The following is a 20,625-nucleotide window of genomic DNA, read 5'->3' on the forward strand; positions in this document are numbered from 1 at the left end:
CGCTGATGACCAGACGTGACCTGTTTGGCGCCGTGGCCCTGGCGGGCATGCTTTCGGAGGAGGGCATGCCCGCGGCGAGCGGAGAGTTCTATTTGCCTTGGCTGAATGCGCTGGTGAAGGGCTACCTGACCAACGCGAAGAAGACGAGTGACAGCCTGGCGGTGTGTGACTTCGAAGGCGGCAGCAAGAGGCCGGATGGGCTTTCGCGATCGGGGAAGACGTATTGCAGCGTGTCGCGGATGCTGCCCGCGCTGGCGGCGTGCGTGGCGGCCGGGCGGGATGCGGACGGGGCGCTGTTCCAGGCGATTCTCGGGGTGTACCGGCATGCGTTCGATCCGGTGCATCGGGACTACTGGGGAGCGCCCCCGGCGGACAAGCCGGATCTGCGGCAGGTGGAGTCGTCGCTGATTGCGTGGGTCTTGTGGTTGTTGAGGGACCGGTTGCCGGGCGCACTGACGGCGGCGGAGCGCGGGAATGTGCAGCAGTGGCTGGCGTCCTGCACGGTGCGTGAGGTGCGGTACAACAATTTTGCGTGGTTCACGGCGGTGAACAACGCGGTGCGGCTGGTGCTGGCCGAGCGCTGGAGTGAGTTCCATGGGGATGAAGCGTTCATGCTGGACGATTTGCGGGCTATGGACGCGATGTATGCGGGCGACGGCTGGTATACGGATGGCAAGGGTACGCACATTCACGATTACTACTCGTTCTGGGTATTCGCGAGCCACTACCTGTATTGGCGCGAGATTATCGGGGCGAAGTACCCGGAGTGGAACAGCCGGTTTGAGGGGCGGGTGAAGGCGTTGATGCTGCACGCGCCGGAGCTGTTCTCGGCGAGCGGGGCGCACGCCATGATGGGCGTCTCGCTGGTGTACCGGTTCGCAGTGCTGACGGCGCTGGTGCTGGCGTACCGGCAGGGATTGTGGCCGCATTCGGCGGGGCTGGTGCGCGGGTTGGTGCGCCGCAATATGGGGTTCTTCTGGGGGCATGGAGCGTTCGACGGGCAGAAGGGCAAGCTGCGGGAGACGATCTCCGAAGTGGGCACGCCGGAATTCGCGGAGTCGTATATCGACAACGGACACCCGTACTGGGGCATGCAGGCGTTTGCGTTTCTGCTGATCCCGCGCGGCGATGCATTCTGGAGCGCGAAGGAGGAAGAACTCCCTTGTGAGAAAAGAGATTTCGTCACGGCGCTGGCCGGGCCCGGGGTGTTGATCTCGGGCTGCAGGAGCAGCGGCGAGTCGAGGCTGCACTTCGTGAACAACGGGCGGTTCGATGCGATCTACCGGGACCGGTACACGAAGTTCTCCTATTCCGGGCAGTTCTTCTTTTGTTTCACGAAGCGCAAGGACCGGGCCACGTGGGACAGCGCGCTGGTATTCCGGGATCCGGCGAGCGGCCTGATTGCGGGGCGTGCGGGCGTGGAGGGGGGACGCCTGGTGGACGGCGGATATGAGACGGAGTGGTGGGCCCTGGTGGAGGGTGCACGGATTCGCGTGCGCAGCAGGATCAGGCCAGAGGGTGACAGGGAGTTCCGGACGCACGTGGTGGAGGCTCCGGAGAGTGCGGTGGTGAGGAAGCTGGAGATCTGGGAGGGCTCGACCGCGCTGCCCTTCGCGGAGAATGAACAGATCGAGTTGAAGCGAGATGGTAAGCGGTTGGTAGCGTCGGCAGGCTTGGGCAGCGTGGGCGTGACGGCGTATGACGGTTATGACGACGCGGGTGTCGAAGAGAAGTTCGAGGCGGTTTTCGGGCGGGAGAACATACATCTGTTTGCGCCGCGCTGTGCGGTAGTCACGCTGAAAGTCGCGCTGCGACAGCCGGTGACCAAACTGGAAGCGGCGTTTCTGTGCAGGCCGGCGCGGGGGAAAGGAGCGAGGGCTTGAGCAAGCAGGAGGTCCGGCATCCGGACAAGCAGGTTTCGACAGGAGCGTATTCGGCGGGCGTACTATGCGACGGCTGGCTGTACATCAGCGGGCAGGGTCCGGTGGACCTGGCGACGGGCGAGGTGCAGCGTGGCTCGATCGAAGAGGAGACGCGGTTCACGCTGGCGCACATCGAGAAGATTCTGCAGGCGGCCGGGTGCACGGCCGGCGATGTAGTGAAGTGCACGTGCCACCTGGCGGACATGCAGGAGTTTGACCGCTTCAATGCGGTGTATGCGGAGTACTTTCAACCGATCCGCCCGGCGCGCACCACGGTGCAATCGGTGCTGTGGGGTGGGATCAAAGTGGAGATCGATGCGATTGCACGCATCCCGGAAGGAAAGAGGTAGCCATGACAGAACGCAGAGAGTTCATCAAGAGTGCGGTAATCGGCGCGGCCGCCGCGATGCAGGGCGCGGCCCAGGATCGCCCGCTACGGGTGGGATTCCTGGGTACGGGCAATCGCGGAGGGGCGCTGCTGGGTCCGGTGCTGCGGATTCCGTGGGTGCAGGTGACGGCGCTGTGCGATGTGGATGAGGCGGCGTTGGCGAAGGGGGTGGATCGCGTGCAGAGCGCGGGTCAGCCGAAGCCAGCGACGTTCACGGGTTCGAAGGAGGCGTACCGGCGGCTGGTGGAGAGGAACGATGTGGATGCGGTGATTGTCGCGACGCCGTGGCAGTATCACGTGCCGATGGCGGTAGCGGCGATGAAGGCGGGCAAGGCGGTGGGGGTGGAGGTGCCGGCGGCGCAGACGGTGGAGGAGTGCTGGGAGTTGCTGGAGTCGCGGGACAAGACGGGATCGCCGTGCATGATGCTGGAGAACTGGTCGTTCCGGCGGGACAATCTAGCGGTGCTGAACATGATCCGGCTGGGATTGCTGGGGGAGATTGTGCACTGCCACTGCGCGCATGGGAACGACTGTGTGAACCGCACGCCCTGGTACTTTGACAGGCAGGGCAACGCGCGGTGGGGCGGCGAGTATCTGATCCGGCGGAATTGCGATCAGTATCCGACGCACAGCCTGGGCCCCGTGCTGAGCTGGATGGACATCAACTGCGGCGATGCGTTGGACAGCATCATCTCGGTGGCCAGCCGGTCGTTGGGGATCAATCACTATTTTGAGAAGACGCTGGGGGCGGACAATCCGGCGGCGAAGCGGCATTATGCGCAGGGGGACATCGTTTCCTCGGTGATCCGGACGAAGCGCGGAAACACGATTGTGTTGAATAACGATATGCAGCTGCCGCGGCCGTACGACAACCGCTGGATGATCCAGGGGACGGAGGGTGTGTACAGCGAGGAGCGGAACTCCATCTACCTGTGGCGGCGCAGCCCAAAGGTGCACGAGTGGGAGGCGTTTCCGCCGTATCAGGAGAAGTACGACCATACCTGGTGGAAGCCGGTGAAGTCGAACAGGCCGGGTGTAGACCAGACAGCGGCGGGCCATGGCGGCACGGATCCACTGCTGACCTACAAGTATCTGGAAGCGGTGCGGGACAAACAACCGCTGCCGCTCTCGCTGGAGGACGGGTTGACGATGAGCGTGGTGGTGCCGCTGTCGCAGGAATCGATTGCCGGCGGCAGCAAGCCGGTCTCGTTCCCGGATTTCACGCGCGGGCGATGGCAGACGGCGAAGCCATATTTCGCGGTGGATGTGGCAGTAGCGCTCGCGTAGAGTGCGGGCTGAGGCGTAATCTGAATCATGCGACGACGACAATTCCTGATGACTGCTTCGGCGGCGGCATCACAATCCTGGGCTGGCGCGAACGACAAAGTTCGCGTGGCCATCATCGGAGTGGGCTCAAGGGGCACAGCGCACATCAAGGAGATGCTGCCGGCGGGGAATATCGAAGTCGCCGCCGTGGTGGATCCGGATGGGCGGCGGACGGAGGCGGCGGCGGGGCTGGTGAAGCAGCAGACCGGCAAGGCTCCGAGGATTGAGTCGGACATGCGGCGGGTGTTCGACGACAAGAACATCGATGCGGTGACGATTGCGACGACGAATCACTGGCACACGCTGACGGCGATCTGGGCGATGCAGGCCGGGAAGGATGTGTACGTCGAGAAGCCGGTGTCGCACAACGTGTGGGAGGGTACGAAGCTGGTGGAGGCCGCGCGCCGTTACAACCGGATGGCGGCTGGAGGCACACAGCGGCGCTGGTGGGGGCGGTTCCGGAAGGCGGTGGAACTGATTCACTCGGGCACGATCGGTGACGTATATCAGGGGAACTTCGTGTTTCCGGGCCGCCGGGATTCGATTGGATTCAAGCCGGTGCAGCCACCGCCGGCCTGGCTGAACTGGGACTTGTGGGTGGGGCCGGCGCCGATGCAGCCGTACCACGAGAATCTGGTGCACTATAACTGGCATTGGTTCTGGGATTTCGGCAATGGTGAGATGGGCAACAACGCGATCCACCTGCTGGACATTACGCGTTGGGCTATGAAGAAGACGCTGCCGGTGCGGGTACATTCTACGGGCGGGCGATTTGGGTACAAGGATCAGGCGCAGACGCCGAACACGCAGAACGCGACGTGGGTGTATGAGGATGGCTCGATGATTGTGGGCCAACTGCGCGGGCTGTACACTCCGGAGACGATGTCGTGGGACTTCTTCGGCACAAAGGGGCACCTGCACATCTTCGACGACGGGCGGGTACAGGTCACCCTGGGGCGGAACAAGCAACCGGAGCCTGAGCCGGCGTATCCGCCGGACATCGATCACTTCAAACAGTTTGCCGAAGCGGTACGGACGCGCAACCGGAGCCTGTTGCTGGCGGAGATTGAAGAGACCGCCATTTCCACGGCGCTCTGTCACCTGGGCAACATCTCGTACCGGGTGAACCGCGACCTGCGGTTCGACCCGGCGAAGATGCAGTTTGAGGGCGACGCGGAGGCGAACGGGCTGCTGACGCGGCAGTACAGAAGCCCGTATGTGGTGCCTAGCGTGGTTTAGGAACCGGCGGCTTTGCTGGCGACGATGACGCCTCCACTGCCTCCGAAGGAGATGACCCGCGGCTGCGTGGGCGTACCGACGCGGGTGGACTGGAAGTTCAGGAAGAAACCGGCCGGGATCTGCAGGGTATCCACGATGGTGCCGTTGGGGCGCGTGACGCGGAAGTAGAAATCAGGACGCGCCTCGGATATCGGGGTTCTGCGGGTGCTGGTGGTTTCCTGGTCTGTGGTGAGATTCAGTCGAGTGGTCGTCACCACTTTGTTGCCGCCCTTGCTGGCCAGTTTGTTGCGTGGGATGTAGATGCGGATGCGGCCGGTGTGATCCGTGGTGGTGGTCTGCACGGTTTCGTCCGAGGTGCGTTCGGAGGTGGTCGCGACGGTGGTGGCGATGTCGCCGGTGGGGAGATGGTGGCTGGTGTGGGTGGTGGTTGGGCGGGGCAGGACCACGTCGTCGCCGGTGGGGGCCGGAGAGTCGCGATCCATCAGGCGCACGGTGACGCCTTTCATGGCACGGGCGATGCCGAGCGCGTCGGCGTCCTGGAAGCGCACGTAGAAATAGGTATTGAGGACATCGGCGCGGGTGCCGAGGTGGGCGGCGATGAGCATGGTGCTGTCGTCGAGGCGGATGAAGGTGCCGGTGAAGGTGGGCAGGAGGTCGGTGCCCGGGATGGGGAAGTCGAGTTCGATGAAGGTGGGTTGGTTGTCGCCGCCGTCTGAGAGGACCAGTGAAAAGTCCTCGCTATCGAATTCCATCATGATGGTCAGCACACCCACAACACCCAGGGCATAGCCGGCGGCAAAGCCGGAGGCGAGGCCGAGACCTTGTGTGATGATGACGGCGATGGCGGCCAGAAGGGCCAGGCCCAGGCTGGTGATGGCGCACAGGATGACGTCGGTGTTGTCGAGGTCGTTGCTGGTGTCTTTCTGGACGCGGATCCGGGTGCCTTCCAGGGTGATGGTGAGCGTGGTGGTGGTGGTGAAGCCGAGGTCGACGCCGAGGGGGCAGAGGTCGACGATCTTGCCCTTGGTGATCATTTTGATGGTGCCGTTGCCGAAGGCGATGTCGGCGCTATCGATGACGGCGTCTGGGTGGGTTTGTTTGGCGATGCGGGTGAGTTCTCCGCTGCGGGCGGCGCTTTGGACGATGAGGCGGAGGACGGAGTCGTGAAGGCGGGTGAAGAAGTTGGTATCGGCGTTGGGGAAGCGGGCCGTGAGGGTGGCTGGATTGCCCGGCGAGGGGGTGCCCTGCACCTTGATGCCGACGAGGATGGCGTCGCCGCGCGTGAGGAGCGCTGTTTCGTGGATCTCCAGCTTGCCGATGGGGAGCGGGATGGAGGCGCTGATGGTCATGCGGAGGGTGGCGGCGAGCTTCTGCTGGAGAGCGTTCTGGAGGAGGATGGCGAAGCCGTCGGCCTGATCGGGCGCGGGGGGATTGGTGCGCTGGACGGGCGAGTTGGCATCGAGCTCAAGGCGGGCGTCCTCGCTGTTGGAGAGGTCGAGCTGGATTTCGAGATTGCGGGCTGCGATGCTGACCGGCACGACGTCTGTGACGAGGCCGACACTGAGGCGGAGGCGTCCGGTTGCGAAGGTCACGACGGTGCGAATGTCTCCAGAGACGATGTGGGAGACGCGCTCGAAATTCAGGCGGAAGGGAATGGTGAGGGCTACGCGATCGAAGCCGTCGCGCAGGGGCGCGATGGTGGGCGGGGCCGTGATCTGGAAGCGGCTGATGCGGCCGCCGGGCTTGTCGACCACGAAGGCGCCCATGAGGAGGTCGATCTCGCCGGAGGAGAGGATTTCGTCGAGGAAGACGGTGTCGGGGATAGTTCCGGCGGCGAGCAGGCCGGCCAGTATTTCATTGGCGGCGGAGGTCCGCATGCCGGCGCTGAATTCGTACTCACCGGGGGCGAGGGCGCGGGCGGCGAGTTGCGGGCGCTTGCCGGCCGTATAGGTGATTCTGCCCGCTTTGGCGGCGGCCTTGTTCCAGGCGGCCCGCTGGTCTGGCTTTACGACGCGGCGCGGCTTGAGGCTGGATTTGAGCGACGGGCTGAACACGCTGCCGCGCTTTTCCAGTGACGCGATGGGATCGTCGGCGGTGGCGACGGATCCGAGAAGGGGGAGAAGATCCTGTGGATTGGAAAGAGTAGGCATGGACGTGGCTCCTCTGGCGATTGCGAAGAGGTAGTGCGGATGAGGAGCGCTTCGTTACAAGAGGCGGCGGAATTGCGCGCAAGTGGCCGTTTGTTCGCCGAACCACCTGGCGGTGGTTTCAGGCGCGGCTTTGGAGGTAGGCTCGCCAGCCTCCGAAAGATGTGATCTCCCGGGCGCCCGTGATGCCGGAGGGTTCGCAGATGAAGCCCTTCACGTGTGTGCCGTCGTCGAGTCGAAGGGTGCCGATGCCTAACGGCGGGGGGATGAGGGCCACGAAACAGCCGAATTCGCTAACGGGGACGCTCCAGACTTCGACCTCGATGCCGGGTCCGGCGAAGCCATCTTCGCGAACGAGGCCTGGTTTGGCGGGCGTCGAATTGGCCAGAGCGTAGAAGCGATAGTCGGGCGAAGTGCGGCAAGTCTTCACGAGGGTGGCGTCGCGTGAGGTGAGCTGGCCGTTCAAGGGCTGACCGGTGAGGTGCGCGCCGACGACGGCGACGTTGACACGCTGAGGGGGCAGGAGGCGGGCGGCCACGCGGGCGAGGGCGAGATCGGCCATGGCGGGTGCGATCAGCGTGACTCCGAAGGGCGTGCCGTTGGGCCGGAAGCCGGCGGGGATGGCCAGCGCACTGAGGTCGAGGAGGTTGACGAAGTTGGTGTAGAAACCCAGGTTGGTGTTGAGGCGGATGGGGTCGGCTTCGACTTCTTCTACTTTGTAGATGGTGCCGGTGGTGGGCAGCAGCAGGAAGTCGATGCCAGTCCAGACTGCGGCGGTTTTCGATTTCAATTCGCCCAGTTTGTATGTGGCCTGGTAGGCCTGCACCGCCGTGAGGGTGCTGGCGCTGGTGATGATCTTGCGGGTGACGGGATGCATGTCCCCGGCGTGATCGTGCACAAAGTCTTCGAGGGCGGCGAGGCGTTCGGCGACCCAGGGGCCGGAGTAGAGGAGCTCGGCCGCGGCGCGGAAGGGTTCGTAATCGACCTCGACCCGCTGGCCGCCGGCTCGTTCGCAGCGGGCGATGGCGGCTTCGAAGAGGTGGCGTGATTCGTCATCACCGAAGAACTCGAGTTGATTGGGTCGGGGTACGCCGAAACGGAAGCGGCCGCCAGACCAGGTGTCGCCGGGGTCGTGGAAGGTCCGAGTGGACCAGTCCGCGGCGTCTGGCTGGGCGGCGATGCGGAAGACGCGTTCGGCGGTGGTTAGGTCGCGCGCGAAGACGGAGACGCAGTCGAGGGTGCGGCAGGCGGGCACTACTCCAGTCATGCTGAAGGTGCCACGGGTGGGTTTGAGTCCGATGAGGTTGTTGAAGGCGGCGGGCACGCGGCCGGAGCCGGCAGTGTCGGTGCCGAGCGCGAAGTCGACGTCTTCCAGGGCGACAGAGACCGCGGAGCCGGAGCTGGAGCCGCCCGAGATGTAGCCTTCGGAGAAGACGGAAGTGCAGACGCCGTAGGGCGAGCGAACGCCGACCAGGCCGGTGGCGAACTGATCGAGATTGGTCTTGCCGATGGCGATGGCCCCGGCTGCTTCGAGGAGGCGGACGACGGTTGCCGAATGCTGCGGAGTGTAAGCGAATACCGGGCAGGCGGCCGTGGTGGGCAGGCCGGCGAGGTCGATGTTGTCCTTCACGGCGAAGGTGAGCCCTGCCAGCGGGAGGGACGGGTCCATCGCCTCGGCGCGTTGGACCACGACTTCTTCAGGCAGTAGCGAGATCCAGACGGGTGCGGCGCCGCGTTGGCGGATGCGCTCGTAAGCCTTGCGGATGCGGTCAACGGGTGTCATCGCACCACCATGAGTGCCTGACCCGGGTGGACGATGGCTCCGGGGGTGCAACGGACTTCGACGACTTCGCAGGCAGCGGGTGCGGGCACGGCCACCTCCATCTTCATGGCCTCGAGGACCACGAGCGGGTCGCCCACTTTCAGCTTCTGTCCGGGCTGCGCCTGGATCTTCCAGACGCTGGCGGTGATGGGGGAGCGGATGGAGCGGCAGCCTGCGGGCACGCTCTCCTCGGGCGGCGCGACGGGTGTGGGTTCTTCGATGTGTTCGGCCAGACCGGCGGCGGCCCAGCGTTCGCGCTCCGCGTGGAAGGCTTCCTGTTGTGTCGCCTTGAAGGCAGCGGCCTCTCCGGCGATCGACTGCAGGAAGGACTGATACTGGGCGAGGTGGAAGACGGCGGGCTCAGTACGCACGGTGTACTCGCCGTGGGGGAAGCCTTCGCGCATCTCCAGGAGTTCCTTGGCGGAGACGGGGTAGAAGCGGATCTGGTCGAAGAAGTCCAAGAGCCAGGGCTTGCCTTGCGTGAAGGAATCTGTAGTGCGCCAGGTGTTCCACATCTGGATGGTGCGTCCGACGAACTGATAGCCGCCGGGGCCTTCCATGCCGTAGACGCAGAGGTAGGCGCCACCGATGCCGACGGCGTTCTCCGGGGTCCAGGTGCGGGCCGGATTGTACTTGGTGGTGACCAGGCGATGGCGCGGATCGATGGGCGTCGCGACGGGCGCGCCGAGATAAACATCGCCCAGGGCGAGGGTGAGATAGCTGGCATCGAAGACGATGCGGTGCACGTCGTCGACAGAGCCGAGACCGTTGATGCGGCGGATGAACTCGATGTTCCAGGGGCACCACGGGGCATCGGGCCGCACGGAACGCATGTACTTCTCGATGGCCAGGCGGGTGGCGGGGTCGTCCCAGGAGAGGGGCAGGTAGACGGTGCGCGAGGGCACCTCATCCACATTCTGGGCGGACGTGGCCGAGGCGCTGACGGCCTCCAGGATTTCTTCGCGGCGAATGCGGGCGGTGTCGTAGTGGATCTGCAGAGAGCGGATGCCGGGGGTTAGGTCGACGACCCCATTGAGGCGCTGCTTGCGGATCCAATCGGCCATGGCCTGCGCCTTGAGACGGAGGCCGAAGTCGAGGTGGGCGTCGCCGAATTCGACGAGGAGGTTGCGATCGCCATCGGCGCGGACAACGACTCCGGGCGCCTGTTGCAGGATGGCGGGTTCCGTGTTCACGCGTTGGAAGTGAACGGTGTCGCCGGCCTTGAGTTGCCCGATTTTCCAAAGTTCGTCGTGGACGATGGTGGCCGGACAGACGAACCCGCCGCAACTGGGGCCGTCGGGCCCGAGGATGATGGGCATGTCACCGGTGAAGTCGACAGTGCCGACAGCGTAGGCGTTGTCGTGGATGTTGGAAGGGTGGAGGCCGGCTTCGCCACCATCGGGGCGGGCCCATTCGGGCTTGGGTCCGATGAGGCGGACGCCGGTGCGATCGGAATTGTAGTGGACCTTCCAGTGGGTCTCGAAGAAGCGGTCGATGTCGCGATGGGTGAAGAAGTCGGGTGCGCCGTGCGGGCCGTAGGTGACGCCAAGCGTCCAGTGGTGGTCGAACTGGGGGACGGACTTGGCGGGTTGGGGATCAGAGGCGGCGGCGGTGCCGTAGTGGAGCAGATCGCCGGTGCGGAGGACGCGTCCGGCAGGACCGCCAAAGCGGCCGAGGATGAAGGTGCTGCGGCTGCCGAGGTATTCGGGAGCATCGATGCCGCCGCGGATGGCGAGGTAGGCGCGGGCTCCGGGTCCGCTGACGGCGCTCATTTCGAGAACAGAGCCGGCGCGGACTTCGACAGGCTGCCAGCGCGGAACGGGCGCACCGTCTAGCGTAGCTTCCATATTCGCTCCGGTGAGAGCGAAGATCGCACTGCTGTGGAACTTCAGCGTGGGGCCCAGCAGCGTGCATTCCAGCGCCGCCGCCGACGCTTCGTTGCCCACGAGTTCATTGGCTTCAGTGAACGATTTCCAGTCCATGGGCCCGGAGGGTGGAACACCGATGGCCCAATAGCCGAGACGGCCCGGGTAGTCCTGGACGGTGGTCTGGGTGCCGCCATCGATGACTTCCATCACGCGGGGCGCGTAGTGGAACTCGCCGAGGAACCTGGTGGGGAAGCCGCCGGTGTGGAAGCGGGGCTCGGCGCAGATGGAGCGGAGGTAGTCGACATTGGTCTCGATGCCAGCGAGGCTGGTGGAGGCCAAGGCGGCCTGCATACGCTCGAGCGCCTCGGCGCGGTTGTCACCGCGGGTGATGATTTTGGCGACGAGCGGGTCGTAGTAGGGCGGGATGTCGGTGCCGGTTTCGACCCACGTTTCGACGCGGGCGTCAGTGGGGAACCTGACATCGGTGAGCAGGCCGGCGCTGGGCTGGAAGTTCTTGAGGGGAGACTCCGCGTAGATGCGCACCTGGATGGAGGCGCCCTGGGGGGTGAGTTCGCGGATGGGGTCTTCGCCGCCGGCGAGCCGTACCATCCATTCGACGAGATCGGCTCCGGTGACTTCTTCGGTGACGCCGTGCTCCACCTGCAGGCGGGTGTTCACTTCCAGGAAAAAGAACTCGCCGCGATCGCTGTCGTAGATGAACTCGACCGTGCCGGCTGACTGGTAAGAGACTTTCTTGCCCAGCCGGATGGCGGAGTCGAAGAGAGCTTTGCGGATTGCGTCGGTGAGGCCGGGGGCGGGGGTCTCCTCGATGACTTTCTGGTTGCGCCGCTGGGCGGAACAGTCGCGTTCGCCGAGGGCGACGACGCGGCCCTGGCCGTCGCCGAAGATCTGAACTTCGATGTGGCGGGCATGTTCGACGAAGCGTTCGGCGTAGATGCCGGAGTCCTTGAAGTTGGCGCGGCTGAGGCGCTCGATGGCGGCGAAAGTGTCTTCGAGTTCCGCCTCGGTGTGGCAGAGGCGCATGCCGATGCCGCCGCCTCCGGCTGTGGACTTGAGCATCAGCGGGAAGCCGACTTCGGCGGCCGCGCGGGCTTCGGTGATGAGGGGTGTGCCGGGCAGGAGAGGGACTCCGCACGCCTGCGCCAGTTCACGGGCGCGGTGCTTGAGGCCGAACTCGACCATCTGCACGGGTGTGGGTCCTATGAAGACGATGCCGGCCGCGGCACAAGCTTCGGCAAAGGCGGCGTTCTCGCTGAGGAAGCCGTAGCCGGGGTGGATCGCTTCGGCTCCGGTGCGGCGGGCGGCGTCGAGAACGGCGTCGACATCGAGGTAACTTTGTTGCGGCGGCGGGGGGCCGATCAACACCGCCTCGTCGGCCTGATGGACGTGGAGTGAGTGCTTGTCGGCTTCAGAGTACACGGCGACCGAGGCGATGCCCATGAGGCGCAGGGTACGGATGATGCGGCAGGCGATGGCGCCGCGATTGGCGATCAGAACTTTCCGGAACACCGGCTCTACTCAGCCTCCCAGATGAGCACGCGTGCCGGAGTGGGGTTGTACGCGTTGCAGGGATTGTTCAACTGCGGGCAGTTGGAGATGACGACGAGGGTGTCGCGATCGGCTTTCATTTCGACGTACTTGCCGGGGTCGGAGATGCCGTCTTCAAAGGTGAGGCGGCCTTCGGGGGTGACCGGCACGTTCATGAAGAAGTTTACGTTGTGACCGATGTCGCGTTTCTCCAGGATGCGGCCGTTGAGGTCGGGTTTCCACTTGAGAATCTGCTTAAGGAAGGTCTGCCGGCAGGCGTGCATGTAGCGTTTAGCGATGTCGTAGCGGACCATGTTTGATTCCTGCGAACAGGCTCCGCCGAGGGTGTCGTGGCGGCCGCAGGTGTCAGCGGTGATGGTCATGAGGATATGGCCGTTTTGAGTCAGCAGGCGGGTGCCGGTGCTGAGGTAGACGTTGGCCTGGGCGCAGATTGTTTCGACGGCGGAGTAGCGATCGGCGTAATCGTGGGCATCGAAGAAGAAGGTGTCGACGGCCTGATTGCCTTCCAGGTCGACGATGCGGAAAGTTTGACCCTTCTTCACTTCGTGGATCCAGCCGTCGCCGGCCGGAATGGTCATGTCGAAGATTGCGTCGACGGGTTCGAGGGTGCTCTCAACGAGACTCATGGGCGGGCCTCCGCACCGAAGTAGCGTTCAGTAAGGGTGAAGCCGCGGCCGTTCTCGGGGCGGGATACGCGGCAGGGGTCATCGGCCGCCGCAGGCGCGGCCTGGCCTACCGTGAGTTGAACGGGTTTGGGGGCGTAGACGGTGCCGGGTTCCATGGGGTGGTGATTGGCGGAGAGCAGCACGAGGACGTTCATCTCGGCTCGCAGTTCGACGTGGGCGCCGGGTTTGGAGTTGCCTGGTACGTAGTGCATGGAGCCGTCCGCTTCGACCTGCACTTTGCTGAAGAAGTTGACTGTGGGAGTGAGGTCGCGCGGACCGAGGGAGTATTTCGCGAGTTCCAGCAGCAGGCTCTCACGGCTGCTCTGCGTCCATTCGTTGCGATGGCGCTGATAGTCCTTCTCACCATACTTAGCGTGGACGATGGCGGCGTTGAGGGTGCCGCCGATGGGGTCGTGCCAACCTACGCTATCCGAGGTGATTGAGCACAAGATGTGGCCCATGTCGGAGTAGAGGACGAAGCCCTCAGTGAGCCGCGCGATATGCTGGGCTTTTAGCGTATCGGGCATGTTATAGCGCTCTTCCGGAAAGTCCGCGTTGTAGAAGAGCGCGCTGACATTCGCGCCGCCTTCGACATCGGTCAACCGTAAAGCGGCGCCGCGCTTGAGGACGTAGGACCAGGTCTGCCCGCCGCGCAACTCCTCTTCCCAGAGAATCGATTGCATCATGAATCCTATTCGACTACACAACCGCCAGGATTGCTGTCACTTGCCTCCGATCTTCGAAAGTTCCAGCCGCCAGATGTTCTGCTCACGCAGATTGGAGAGCCACACGGAGCCGTGGGCGAAGAGGATGGAGTCGCCGCCGGCGCCGGCGAACTGGATTGAGACCTTATTGGTTAAAGGATCGATGCGGGAGATGGGGATCTGGAAGACCGTGACCCAGACGGCGCCGCCGCCGGCCGAGATTTCGCCGCCGCCGCCGGGCACTCCGACGGGGATGGTCGCGACGGTTTTGCGGGTCTTGGGGTCTATTTTGGAGACGGTGCCATCGCCTTGATTCAGGGTCCAGACGAAGCCTTCGCCGACGGTGAGAAAGCGGGGTGCGGGGCCGACAGGAATGGAATCAGTGACCTTGTTCGTTTTGGGATCGATGCGCGAAACGAGGTTGCTCTTGGTGGAGGTGACCCAGACGGCGCCTTCGCCGAAGTCGGCTGTGAAGGAGCCTTCCGGCACGCTGACACTCGCGGTGACCGCATTCGTTTTCGGATCGATGCGGGCCACGGTATCGCCCTTTTCCCCGGTGGGCATCCAGACCGCTTCCTTGGAACAAGCGATGCCGCCTTCGCTATCGGCGGGGCCCACGGGGATGGTGGCCACGACTTTCATGGTTTTGTCGTCGACGCGGGAGACGGTCTTGTCACCGCAGTTGGGGGCCCACACGCTCTTGAAGCCATAGGCGATGCCGCTGCACGGTTTCTGGCCGACTTCGACGGTGCCCTCGACGGCGTTGGTTTTGGCATTCAGCTTGGAGATGGAGTTTTTGGGTTTGTTCGAGACCCAGACGCCATCGGGTGAAGCCGTTGTCCAGTCGGGCACGCCGGGTACCGGGAATACGGCGAGCGGTGTGACCTCGGTCATCGGCTTCTGGACTTCCTTGATGCCGGGCTTGGGAGGCCGGGTGGGCCGTTGTTTCTTGGCTGCGCCTTCAGGCGGAGCAGATTGGCCCAGAAGCAGACCACAGGCCAGGAAAAGACTCGCGAACTTCATTACCCCTCCAACGCCTCACCGAACGATTCATCGAGCGACCGGGCCGTGACCGGGGCTCCTTGTGTAGCCAAGCATACCGTCAAAAACACCACCAGGCTGATGACCGGCGGCAGCAGGGTGTCGAGGCCTGCCAACTGGGGTGGCATCGTGAAGTGGCAGACGGCGCGGGCCAGTGTACCGGAAAGGATGCTGGCGATCGCGCCGCTGGAGTTGGCCTTGCTCCAGTAAACACCGAAGAATAGCGGGATCACGCAGCCGGCGAAGACGATGTCGAACGCGATGACGAGCAGGATGCCCGGCTCGGGTCGAACGTAGGCAATCCAGGCCGCGGCGATGGCCGTAGGCAGGGCTAACGCACGCGACAGGAAGAGCATGAAGTCGTCATCGAGGCTGCGCTGGCTCCAGCGCTGGAACAGGTTTCTCGCGGCGACTACGGAGATGACGAGCATGGCGCCGTTGGCGGTGGACATCGAGGCTCCGAGCACACCGACGAAGACCATGATGCCGATGATGAGCGGCAGATGCGAAGAAGCAAACATCGGCAGCACCATTCGGGGATCGTCCACTTTGCCGAGAGTGGCTACGGCGGCCAGGCTCAGCACCGTGCAGCAGAGGCCGATGACGAGGGTCCAGCCGCCTGCATAGTAGCAGCCGCGCCGCGCAGTTTCGGGGGAGCGCGCGGAGAAGACGCGCTCCATAAAGTCGAGCGCCATCGCGTTTCCGAAGGCCAGGGAGATGATGGTGGCCCAGTTTGCCAGGCTGCCGCCCTTCACGCTGGTGAGGGCCGACAAACTGGTGGTGGCTGCCGGCACGCGCGCCATGATTGCGGTCCAATCCTGTGTCCAGAGTACGTAGCCCGCGGCTAGGACAAACCCGACGATGGCGACGTGAATCTGAAAGAAATCAGTCCAGATCGCGGCATAGAGGCCGCCTGCGATGGTGTAGAGGAAAATCACGCTGGTGGCGATGATGAGGCAAACGCCATAGCCCCAGCCGCTCACTACGGAAAGGATCCAGGCCACAGCGCTCAAGTTGCCGGCCACGAGCACGATGAAGCAGACGATCGTGAGCATGGAGGTGAGTAGTTCGGCGTGCTTGGAGTAGCGGCGATAAAAGAATTCGGGCAGTGTGAGCAGATCCAGCTTGTTGAGCGGTGCAGCCAGAAACCGGCCGACAACGAAAAGGCTCAACGCCAAGCCCAGTGGTATGGCCGCCCCCGCCCAGAGATTACTGGAGTAGGCCAGCGCAACATTTCCGAGTGTCGCGTTGCCATCGATCGCCTGAGCAGCCAGCGCAGTGCCCACCACGATGAAGGGCATCGATTTGCCGCACACCGTATAACGCTTGCTGGAACCCTGCACCTGGGTGTAGGTATACAACCCAATGCACAAAGAAATGGCCATGAATATCACGACCGGCCAGAACATGACCGACATGGCAGAGGTGTCCTTACGATGTTGGATTTTGGAGATCGCAGACGACAGAGCCCAGTGGCCGATGACGGGGGGAGCCCGCGGACAGTGCGGGTAAGTGGATTTAGTCTAGCGCATTTCCTGTTGACTTTGTAACGCGAGTAACGCAAACTTTTGTGAACCTGGGTCATTCAACTCGTCAGCCAAAGACGTCCGGCCAAATACCCTGCTCGTGTTCTCCCCGTAGAGCCTAGTGTTCCCGTCATGGGCCCAATCCAAGTCCGTTCGAATCAAAAATAGGGGACGTACACGTGTATCGATTGCTGCTCTTACTCGCGGTGATGCTTCTGCCATTAGCCGCTCAAACCAGCTCAGTTCAGGGGACAGTCAGTGATTCTCAAGGGGCCACCGTTCCCAACGCCATCGTCAATATCACCAATACCGAGACGTCTGCCGCGCGCAAGACGGTGACCAACGACTCAGGCTCGTATTCGTTCGTACAACTGCCTCCGGGCCACTATCGCGTGGAAGCGCAGGCACCGGGTTTTCGCACCCAACTGCAGCAGGTGCAACTGCAGATCAACGTCCCTCTCACTCTGAACATCAAGATGGAATTGGGCCTCGTTACGGAGACGGTCAGCGTGGAGGCAGATGCGACTTCCGTTAACACGCAGAATGCGACCGTGGGCAGCCCGTTTACACAGACGCAAATCCGTCAGTTGCCACTGCAAACAAGAAACGTGGTGGAGCTGTTGAGCCTGCAGCCGGGCGTTACATCGCAAGGCAACGTAATGGGCGCAAAGCGGGACCAGAACAACGTCACGCTGGATGGCGTCGATGTGAACGACAACCAGAGCGCCGGCACTTCGAACGATGATCGCGGCTTCTTCGCCGCGCTGCCGGTGCCGCTGGATTCGGTGCAGGAGTTCCGTGTGACTGTGGCTGGACAGGGCGCCGACCAGGGCCGCTCGGCCGGAGGCCAGGTGGCACTCGTGACGAAGAGCGGATCGAACCAGTATCACGGCTCGCTGTATGAGTTTCATCGCAATGTGAAGACGGCCGCGAACGACTGGTTCAGCAACCGCGCCGGCATCCCGCGTGAGAACCTGATCCGCAATCTCTACGGCGCGTCCGTGGGCGGAAAGATCATCAAGGATCGTGCGTTCTTCTTCTTCAACTGGGAAGAGCGCAAGGACCGATCGGCCAGTGCGCAAAGCCGCGCGGTGCCCACGGAGACGATGAAGGCGGGCACGGTGCGATTCCGCATGAACAACGGCCAGGTTGGAGAGCTGAGCCCGCAGGAGTTGAAGGCCGTGGATCCGCTGGGTCTCGGCTCATCGCAGACGATGCTCGACATCATGAAGCAGTATCCGGTGGGCAACGACCTGGCGGGCGGCGCGGATCGTGGATTGAACTTTTCGCTGTACCGCTTCAACGCTCCGCTGACGCGCAACGACCGGGCACTGGTTTCGAAGATGGATTTCAACCTGGACCGCAGTGCGAAGCACACGTTGATGTTGCGCGGTACGTTGGCGGACAACTCGCGCGACCAGGTGCTGGCGCAATTCCCGGGGCAGGATGCGGCGGCGCGCAACCTGGATAATTCGAAGGGCCTGGCGGCGCGCTACACCGCCGTTATTTCGCCCACGATCGTAAACGTACTGAGCTACGGCTATACGCGGCTGGGCATCGCGCAGTCCGGGACGCCCGGGCCGTCGATCACCTTCGGTACGCTGGCCACGCTGCAGAACTACACCCGCGGGTTCGGACGGTTCATTCCCACGCAGAACCTGGCCAACGATACAACGTGGATGAAGGGCACCCACACGGTGCAGTACGGGGTCAACTTCCGCTTCATCCAAAACGACCGCAATTCGTTCACGACGTCCTATCCCAGCTACAGCTTCAGCCGCAACACGCTGCGCGGCCTGGGTTCAGACATCACGGATTCGATCAACGGCTATATCCGGACGAAGTACGGCAGCTCGTCGCTGGCACTGTCCGAAGCGACGCAGGTGACGAATGCGATGGGCGCGCTGCTGGGCATCGTGAATCAGTACAGTGTGACCTACAACTTCGGCCGTGATGGCAAGGCGGTGCCGGTGGGCGACCCCATCTCACGCAGCTTCGCCACAAAGGAGTATGAGTTCTATGTGCAGGACTCCTGGAAGGTGCGCAAGGACCTGACGCTGACATACGGCCTGCGTTACGGCAGTTTCCAGGTGCCGTACGAAAAGAACGGTGTACAGGTGGTGCCGACGGTGGACCTGGAGCAGTACTTCGCGGAACGCGTGGGCGCCTCCATGGCCGGTGTCTCGGGCGCCACGATGCCGAACGCGTCGTTGACTTACGCGCTGGGCGGGCCGGTGAACAACGGCCGCGGCTGGTTTGGCCGTGACAACAACAATTGGGCTCCGCGTTTCGGCTTCGCGTATGCTCCGGTGAGCGACAGCTTCTGGGGACGCCTGTTCGGCAAAGGCAGCGTGCTGCGCGGCGGTGCGGCGATGCTGTATGACCGGTATGGCAGCGACATGGTGGTGAACTTCGACCAGTCCGGTTCTCCTGGGTTGGCGACGCAGGTGACGCAGCCGAGGAACACGAACTTCAGCGACTCGGCGCGGTATACAGGCGGCAGCCTGCCGACCCTGCCGGCGGCTCCGGTGAACAGCGGGTTCCCTTATACTCCGCCGACGATCCTGGGCGGCTTCAACTCCAACACGGGTGTGGCTGCGCACCTGGTGGCTCCGTACTCGTTCCTGCTCAATCTGAGCTATGCGCGGGAGACGAAGGCGGGCATCACGGTGGAAGTGGGCTATGCCGGCCGCATGTCCCGCAAGGGGCTGCTGCAGCAGGATTTCTTCCAACCATTGACGGAGTTCAAGGATCCGAAGTCCGGCCAGACCTGGTCGCAGGCGGCCGGAATCCTGCGGAACTACTATGAGCAGGGCATCACGCCCGCGCAGGTGAAGGCGAACCCAGGCATCATCCCCAAGGTTCCCTTCTTCGAGAACATGTTCCCCGGCGCTGCCGGGTATGAGTTTGCGGGCAGCCCCACGGCGAACTACTTCTTCACCACGTATGGGACGTATGCAGGCAGCGATCTGGACGCCCTCAACGATATGGATCGCGAACGGCAGACGGACGGCAGCTGCATCTCGGTGCTGGGTTGCAATACCTTCTTCCCGTTGCAGAATGCGGGCATGCGGGTGTGGGTGAACGCCAACAACTCCAGCTACAACGCGGGCACGCTGGTGGTGCGCCGGCCGGTTTCGAAGGGTTGGGGCTTCGACTTCAACTACACGCTATCGCACTCGTTCGACATCCAGTCGACGGCCGAGTCAGGAGCGGGCGGCGGCGGCGCGGTGATCCAGAACTCTTTCAACCCGAAGGAATCCTACGCCTCGTCGGACTTCGACATCCGCCACAACATCACGGCGAACACCGTGGTATTGCTGCCCTTCGGCAAAGGCAAGATGCTGCTGCACGACATCCCGGGCTGGGTGAACCAGTTCGTGGGCGGCTGGCAGGCTTCGATGCTGAGCCGGTACCGCTCGGCAATGCCGCTGAGCATCTCGGTGGGCGGCGTGTATCCGACCAACTACCTGAACGGCTCCATTGCGATCCTGAAGCCCGGCTCCACGATGCCGTCGACTGGTGTGCAGTACAACCAGAACGGCGCACCGAGCATTTTCGCCAACACCTCGGCTGCGAACAGCTTCTATGGGCAGTTTCCGGGCCGGGTGGGCACCCGCAACATCATGCGGGGTGCGCCGCTGGTGAACTTCGACCTGTCCCTGGGCAAGACGTTCCTGCTGCCCTTTGAAGGCCACTCGGTACAGTTCCGCGCCGAGGCCTTCAACGCCTTCAACAATGTGAATTTCCAGGATTCGTCGCTGTCGCTGACGCTGTCGAGTCCCGGAACGTTCGGCCAATTCACCTCAACGGCTACCCAGGCCCGCGTGATGCAATTCGCCCTGCGTTACGAGTTCTAAAAACCAGGAGCCGTCCCTTCGCACACGAAACAGCGTGGCGCGGGGGGACGGCTTCTTCTTTATCCGGACGGGAACGGATGAGTTAGTTGGCTTCGGCGGCGCTGGCCGGGAACAGGACTTTGCGGACGGCATCAAGGACGCCGTTCAGGAAGGGTACGGCTTCTTCCTCGGAGTAGCGGCGGGCCAGCTCCAGGGCTTCGTCGATGACGACCGCAGGAGGGGTACCGACGTGCTTCATCTCGTAGACGGCCATGCGGAGCAGGTTGCGGTCGACGATGGGCATGCGCTCGAGGCGCCAGTTTTCGGCGCGTTTAGCGATGTAGCTGTCTAGCTCTACTACATTTGCCGAGGTTCCGCGGGCCAGGTTTTCCATGAAGGGGTCTTGACTGGGGGTCTCGGCCGGTTCCTCGCCGGTTTCTTCTTCGGTTTCGGCTGTGATGAGGGAGTCGTAGTAGACCCGGATGGCTTCGTCGATCGGCAGCTTGCGGACATCCCACAGGAAAAGAACCTGGACGGCGCGATGGCGCGATTTGCGTCTTGCTGGCATT

13 protein-coding genes are annotated in these 20,625 nt (G+C 63.4%); 5 read left to right on the top strand and 8 right to left on the bottom strand.

Features of this window, described 5'->3' with window-relative positions:
• The first annotated feature begins 5 nt into the window (after positions 1-5).
• Genes ACR9Y2_RS06920 through ACR9Y2_RS06935 form a run of 4 tightly spaced genes read left to right on the top strand, consistent with a single transcriptional unit; the run spans position 6 to position 4,875 of the window.
• Positions 6-1,883: a DUF2264 domain-containing protein gene (locus tag ACR9Y2_RS06920; RefSeq protein WP_435040327.1), complete on the top strand. Its 1,878-nt coding sequence runs from the start codon at positions 6-8 to the stop codon at positions 1,881-1,883.
• Entirely contained in the window at positions 1,880-2,272 is a 393-nt protein-coding gene (locus ACR9Y2_RS06925; protein ID WP_435040328.1) for a RidA family protein, read from the top strand. The genes ACR9Y2_RS06920 and ACR9Y2_RS06925 overlap by 4 nt, the downstream gene beginning before the upstream one ends.
• A 2-nt stretch (positions 2,273-2,274) precedes the next feature.
• Positions 2,275-3,597 (top strand): Gfo/Idh/MocA family protein, encoded by a 1,323-nt coding sequence (locus ACR9Y2_RS06930; RefSeq protein ID WP_435040329.1) that lies wholly within the window; start codon positions 2,275-2,277, stop codon positions 3,595-3,597.
• 27 nt (positions 3,598-3,624) lie between these two features.
• Positions 3,625-4,875: a Gfo/Idh/MocA family protein gene (locus ACR9Y2_RS06935; protein ID WP_435040330.1), complete on the top strand. Its 1,251-nt coding sequence runs from the start codon at positions 3,625-3,627 to the stop codon at positions 4,873-4,875.
• On the opposite strand, the gene ACR9Y2_RS06940 is transcribed toward ACR9Y2_RS06935, so the two are convergent.
• The 7 genes from ACR9Y2_RS06940 to ACR9Y2_RS06970 form a co-directional block, all read right to left on the bottom strand.
• The gene (locus ACR9Y2_RS06940; RefSeq protein ID WP_435040331.1) at positions 4,872-7,025 is read right to left on the bottom strand and encodes a hypothetical protein; all 2,154 of its coding nucleotides are present in this window, start codon (positions 7,023-7,025) and stop codon (positions 4,872-4,874) included. The genes ACR9Y2_RS06935 and ACR9Y2_RS06940 overlap by 4 nt on opposite strands.
• Positions 7,026-7,143: 118 nt before the next feature.
• On the bottom strand, positions 7,144-8,805 hold the full coding sequence (atzF, locus tag ACR9Y2_RS06945; RefSeq protein ID WP_435040332.1) for an allophanate hydrolase: 1,662 nt from the start codon (positions 8,803-8,805) through the stop codon (positions 7,144-7,146).
• Positions 8,802-12,242: a 5-oxoprolinase/urea amidolyase family protein gene (locus ACR9Y2_RS06950; RefSeq protein WP_435040333.1), complete on the bottom strand. Its 3,441-nt coding sequence runs from the start codon at positions 12,240-12,242 to the stop codon at positions 8,802-8,804. Before ACR9Y2_RS06950 ends, atzF begins: the two co-directional genes overlap by 4 nt.
• A 5-nt stretch (positions 12,243-12,247) precedes the next feature.
• Positions 12,248-12,907, bottom strand: a complete 660-nt coding sequence (locus ACR9Y2_RS06955) for an urea amidolyase associated protein UAAP2 (protein ID WP_435040334.1) — start codon at positions 12,905-12,907, stop codon at positions 12,248-12,250.
• On the bottom strand, positions 12,904-13,632 hold the full coding sequence (locus ACR9Y2_RS06960) for an urea amidolyase associated protein UAAP1 (RefSeq protein WP_435040335.1): 729 nt from the start codon (positions 13,630-13,632) through the stop codon (positions 12,904-12,906). The genes ACR9Y2_RS06955 and ACR9Y2_RS06960 overlap by 4 nt, the downstream gene beginning before the upstream one ends.
• A 36-nt stretch (positions 13,633-13,668) precedes the next feature.
• Positions 13,669-14,673, bottom strand: coding sequence for a hypothetical protein (locus tag ACR9Y2_RS06965; RefSeq protein ID WP_435040336.1), 1,005 nt, complete (start codon positions 14,671-14,673; stop codon positions 13,669-13,671).
• Entirely contained in the window at positions 14,673-16,076 is a 1,404-nt protein-coding gene (locus ACR9Y2_RS06970; protein WP_435040337.1) for a sodium:solute symporter family transporter, read from the bottom strand. The genes ACR9Y2_RS06965 and ACR9Y2_RS06970 overlap by 1 nt, the downstream gene beginning before the upstream one ends.
• A gap of 320 nt (positions 16,077-16,396) precedes the next feature.
• Between ACR9Y2_RS06970 and ACR9Y2_RS06975 the strand changes: the two genes are divergently transcribed.
• Positions 16,397-20,077, top strand: a complete 3,681-nt coding sequence (locus tag ACR9Y2_RS06975; RefSeq protein ID WP_435040338.1) for a carboxypeptidase regulatory-like domain-containing protein — start codon at positions 16,397-16,399, stop codon at positions 20,075-20,077.
• An 82-nt stretch (positions 20,078-20,159) separates the two neighbouring features.
• Here the strand turns inward: ACR9Y2_RS06975 and nusB are convergent, their stop codons facing one another.
• Positions 20,160-20,624 (bottom strand): transcription antitermination factor NusB, encoded by a 465-nt coding sequence (gene nusB, locus ACR9Y2_RS06980; protein ID WP_435040340.1) that lies wholly within the window; start codon positions 20,622-20,624, stop codon positions 20,160-20,162.
• Position 20,625: the final 1 nt, after the last annotated feature.

The sequence above is a fragment of the Paludibaculum fermentans genome, from assembly GCF_051172195.1.
Lineage (GTDB): Bacteria > Acidobacteriota > Terriglobia > Bryobacterales > Bryobacteraceae > Paludibaculum > Paludibaculum fermentans_A.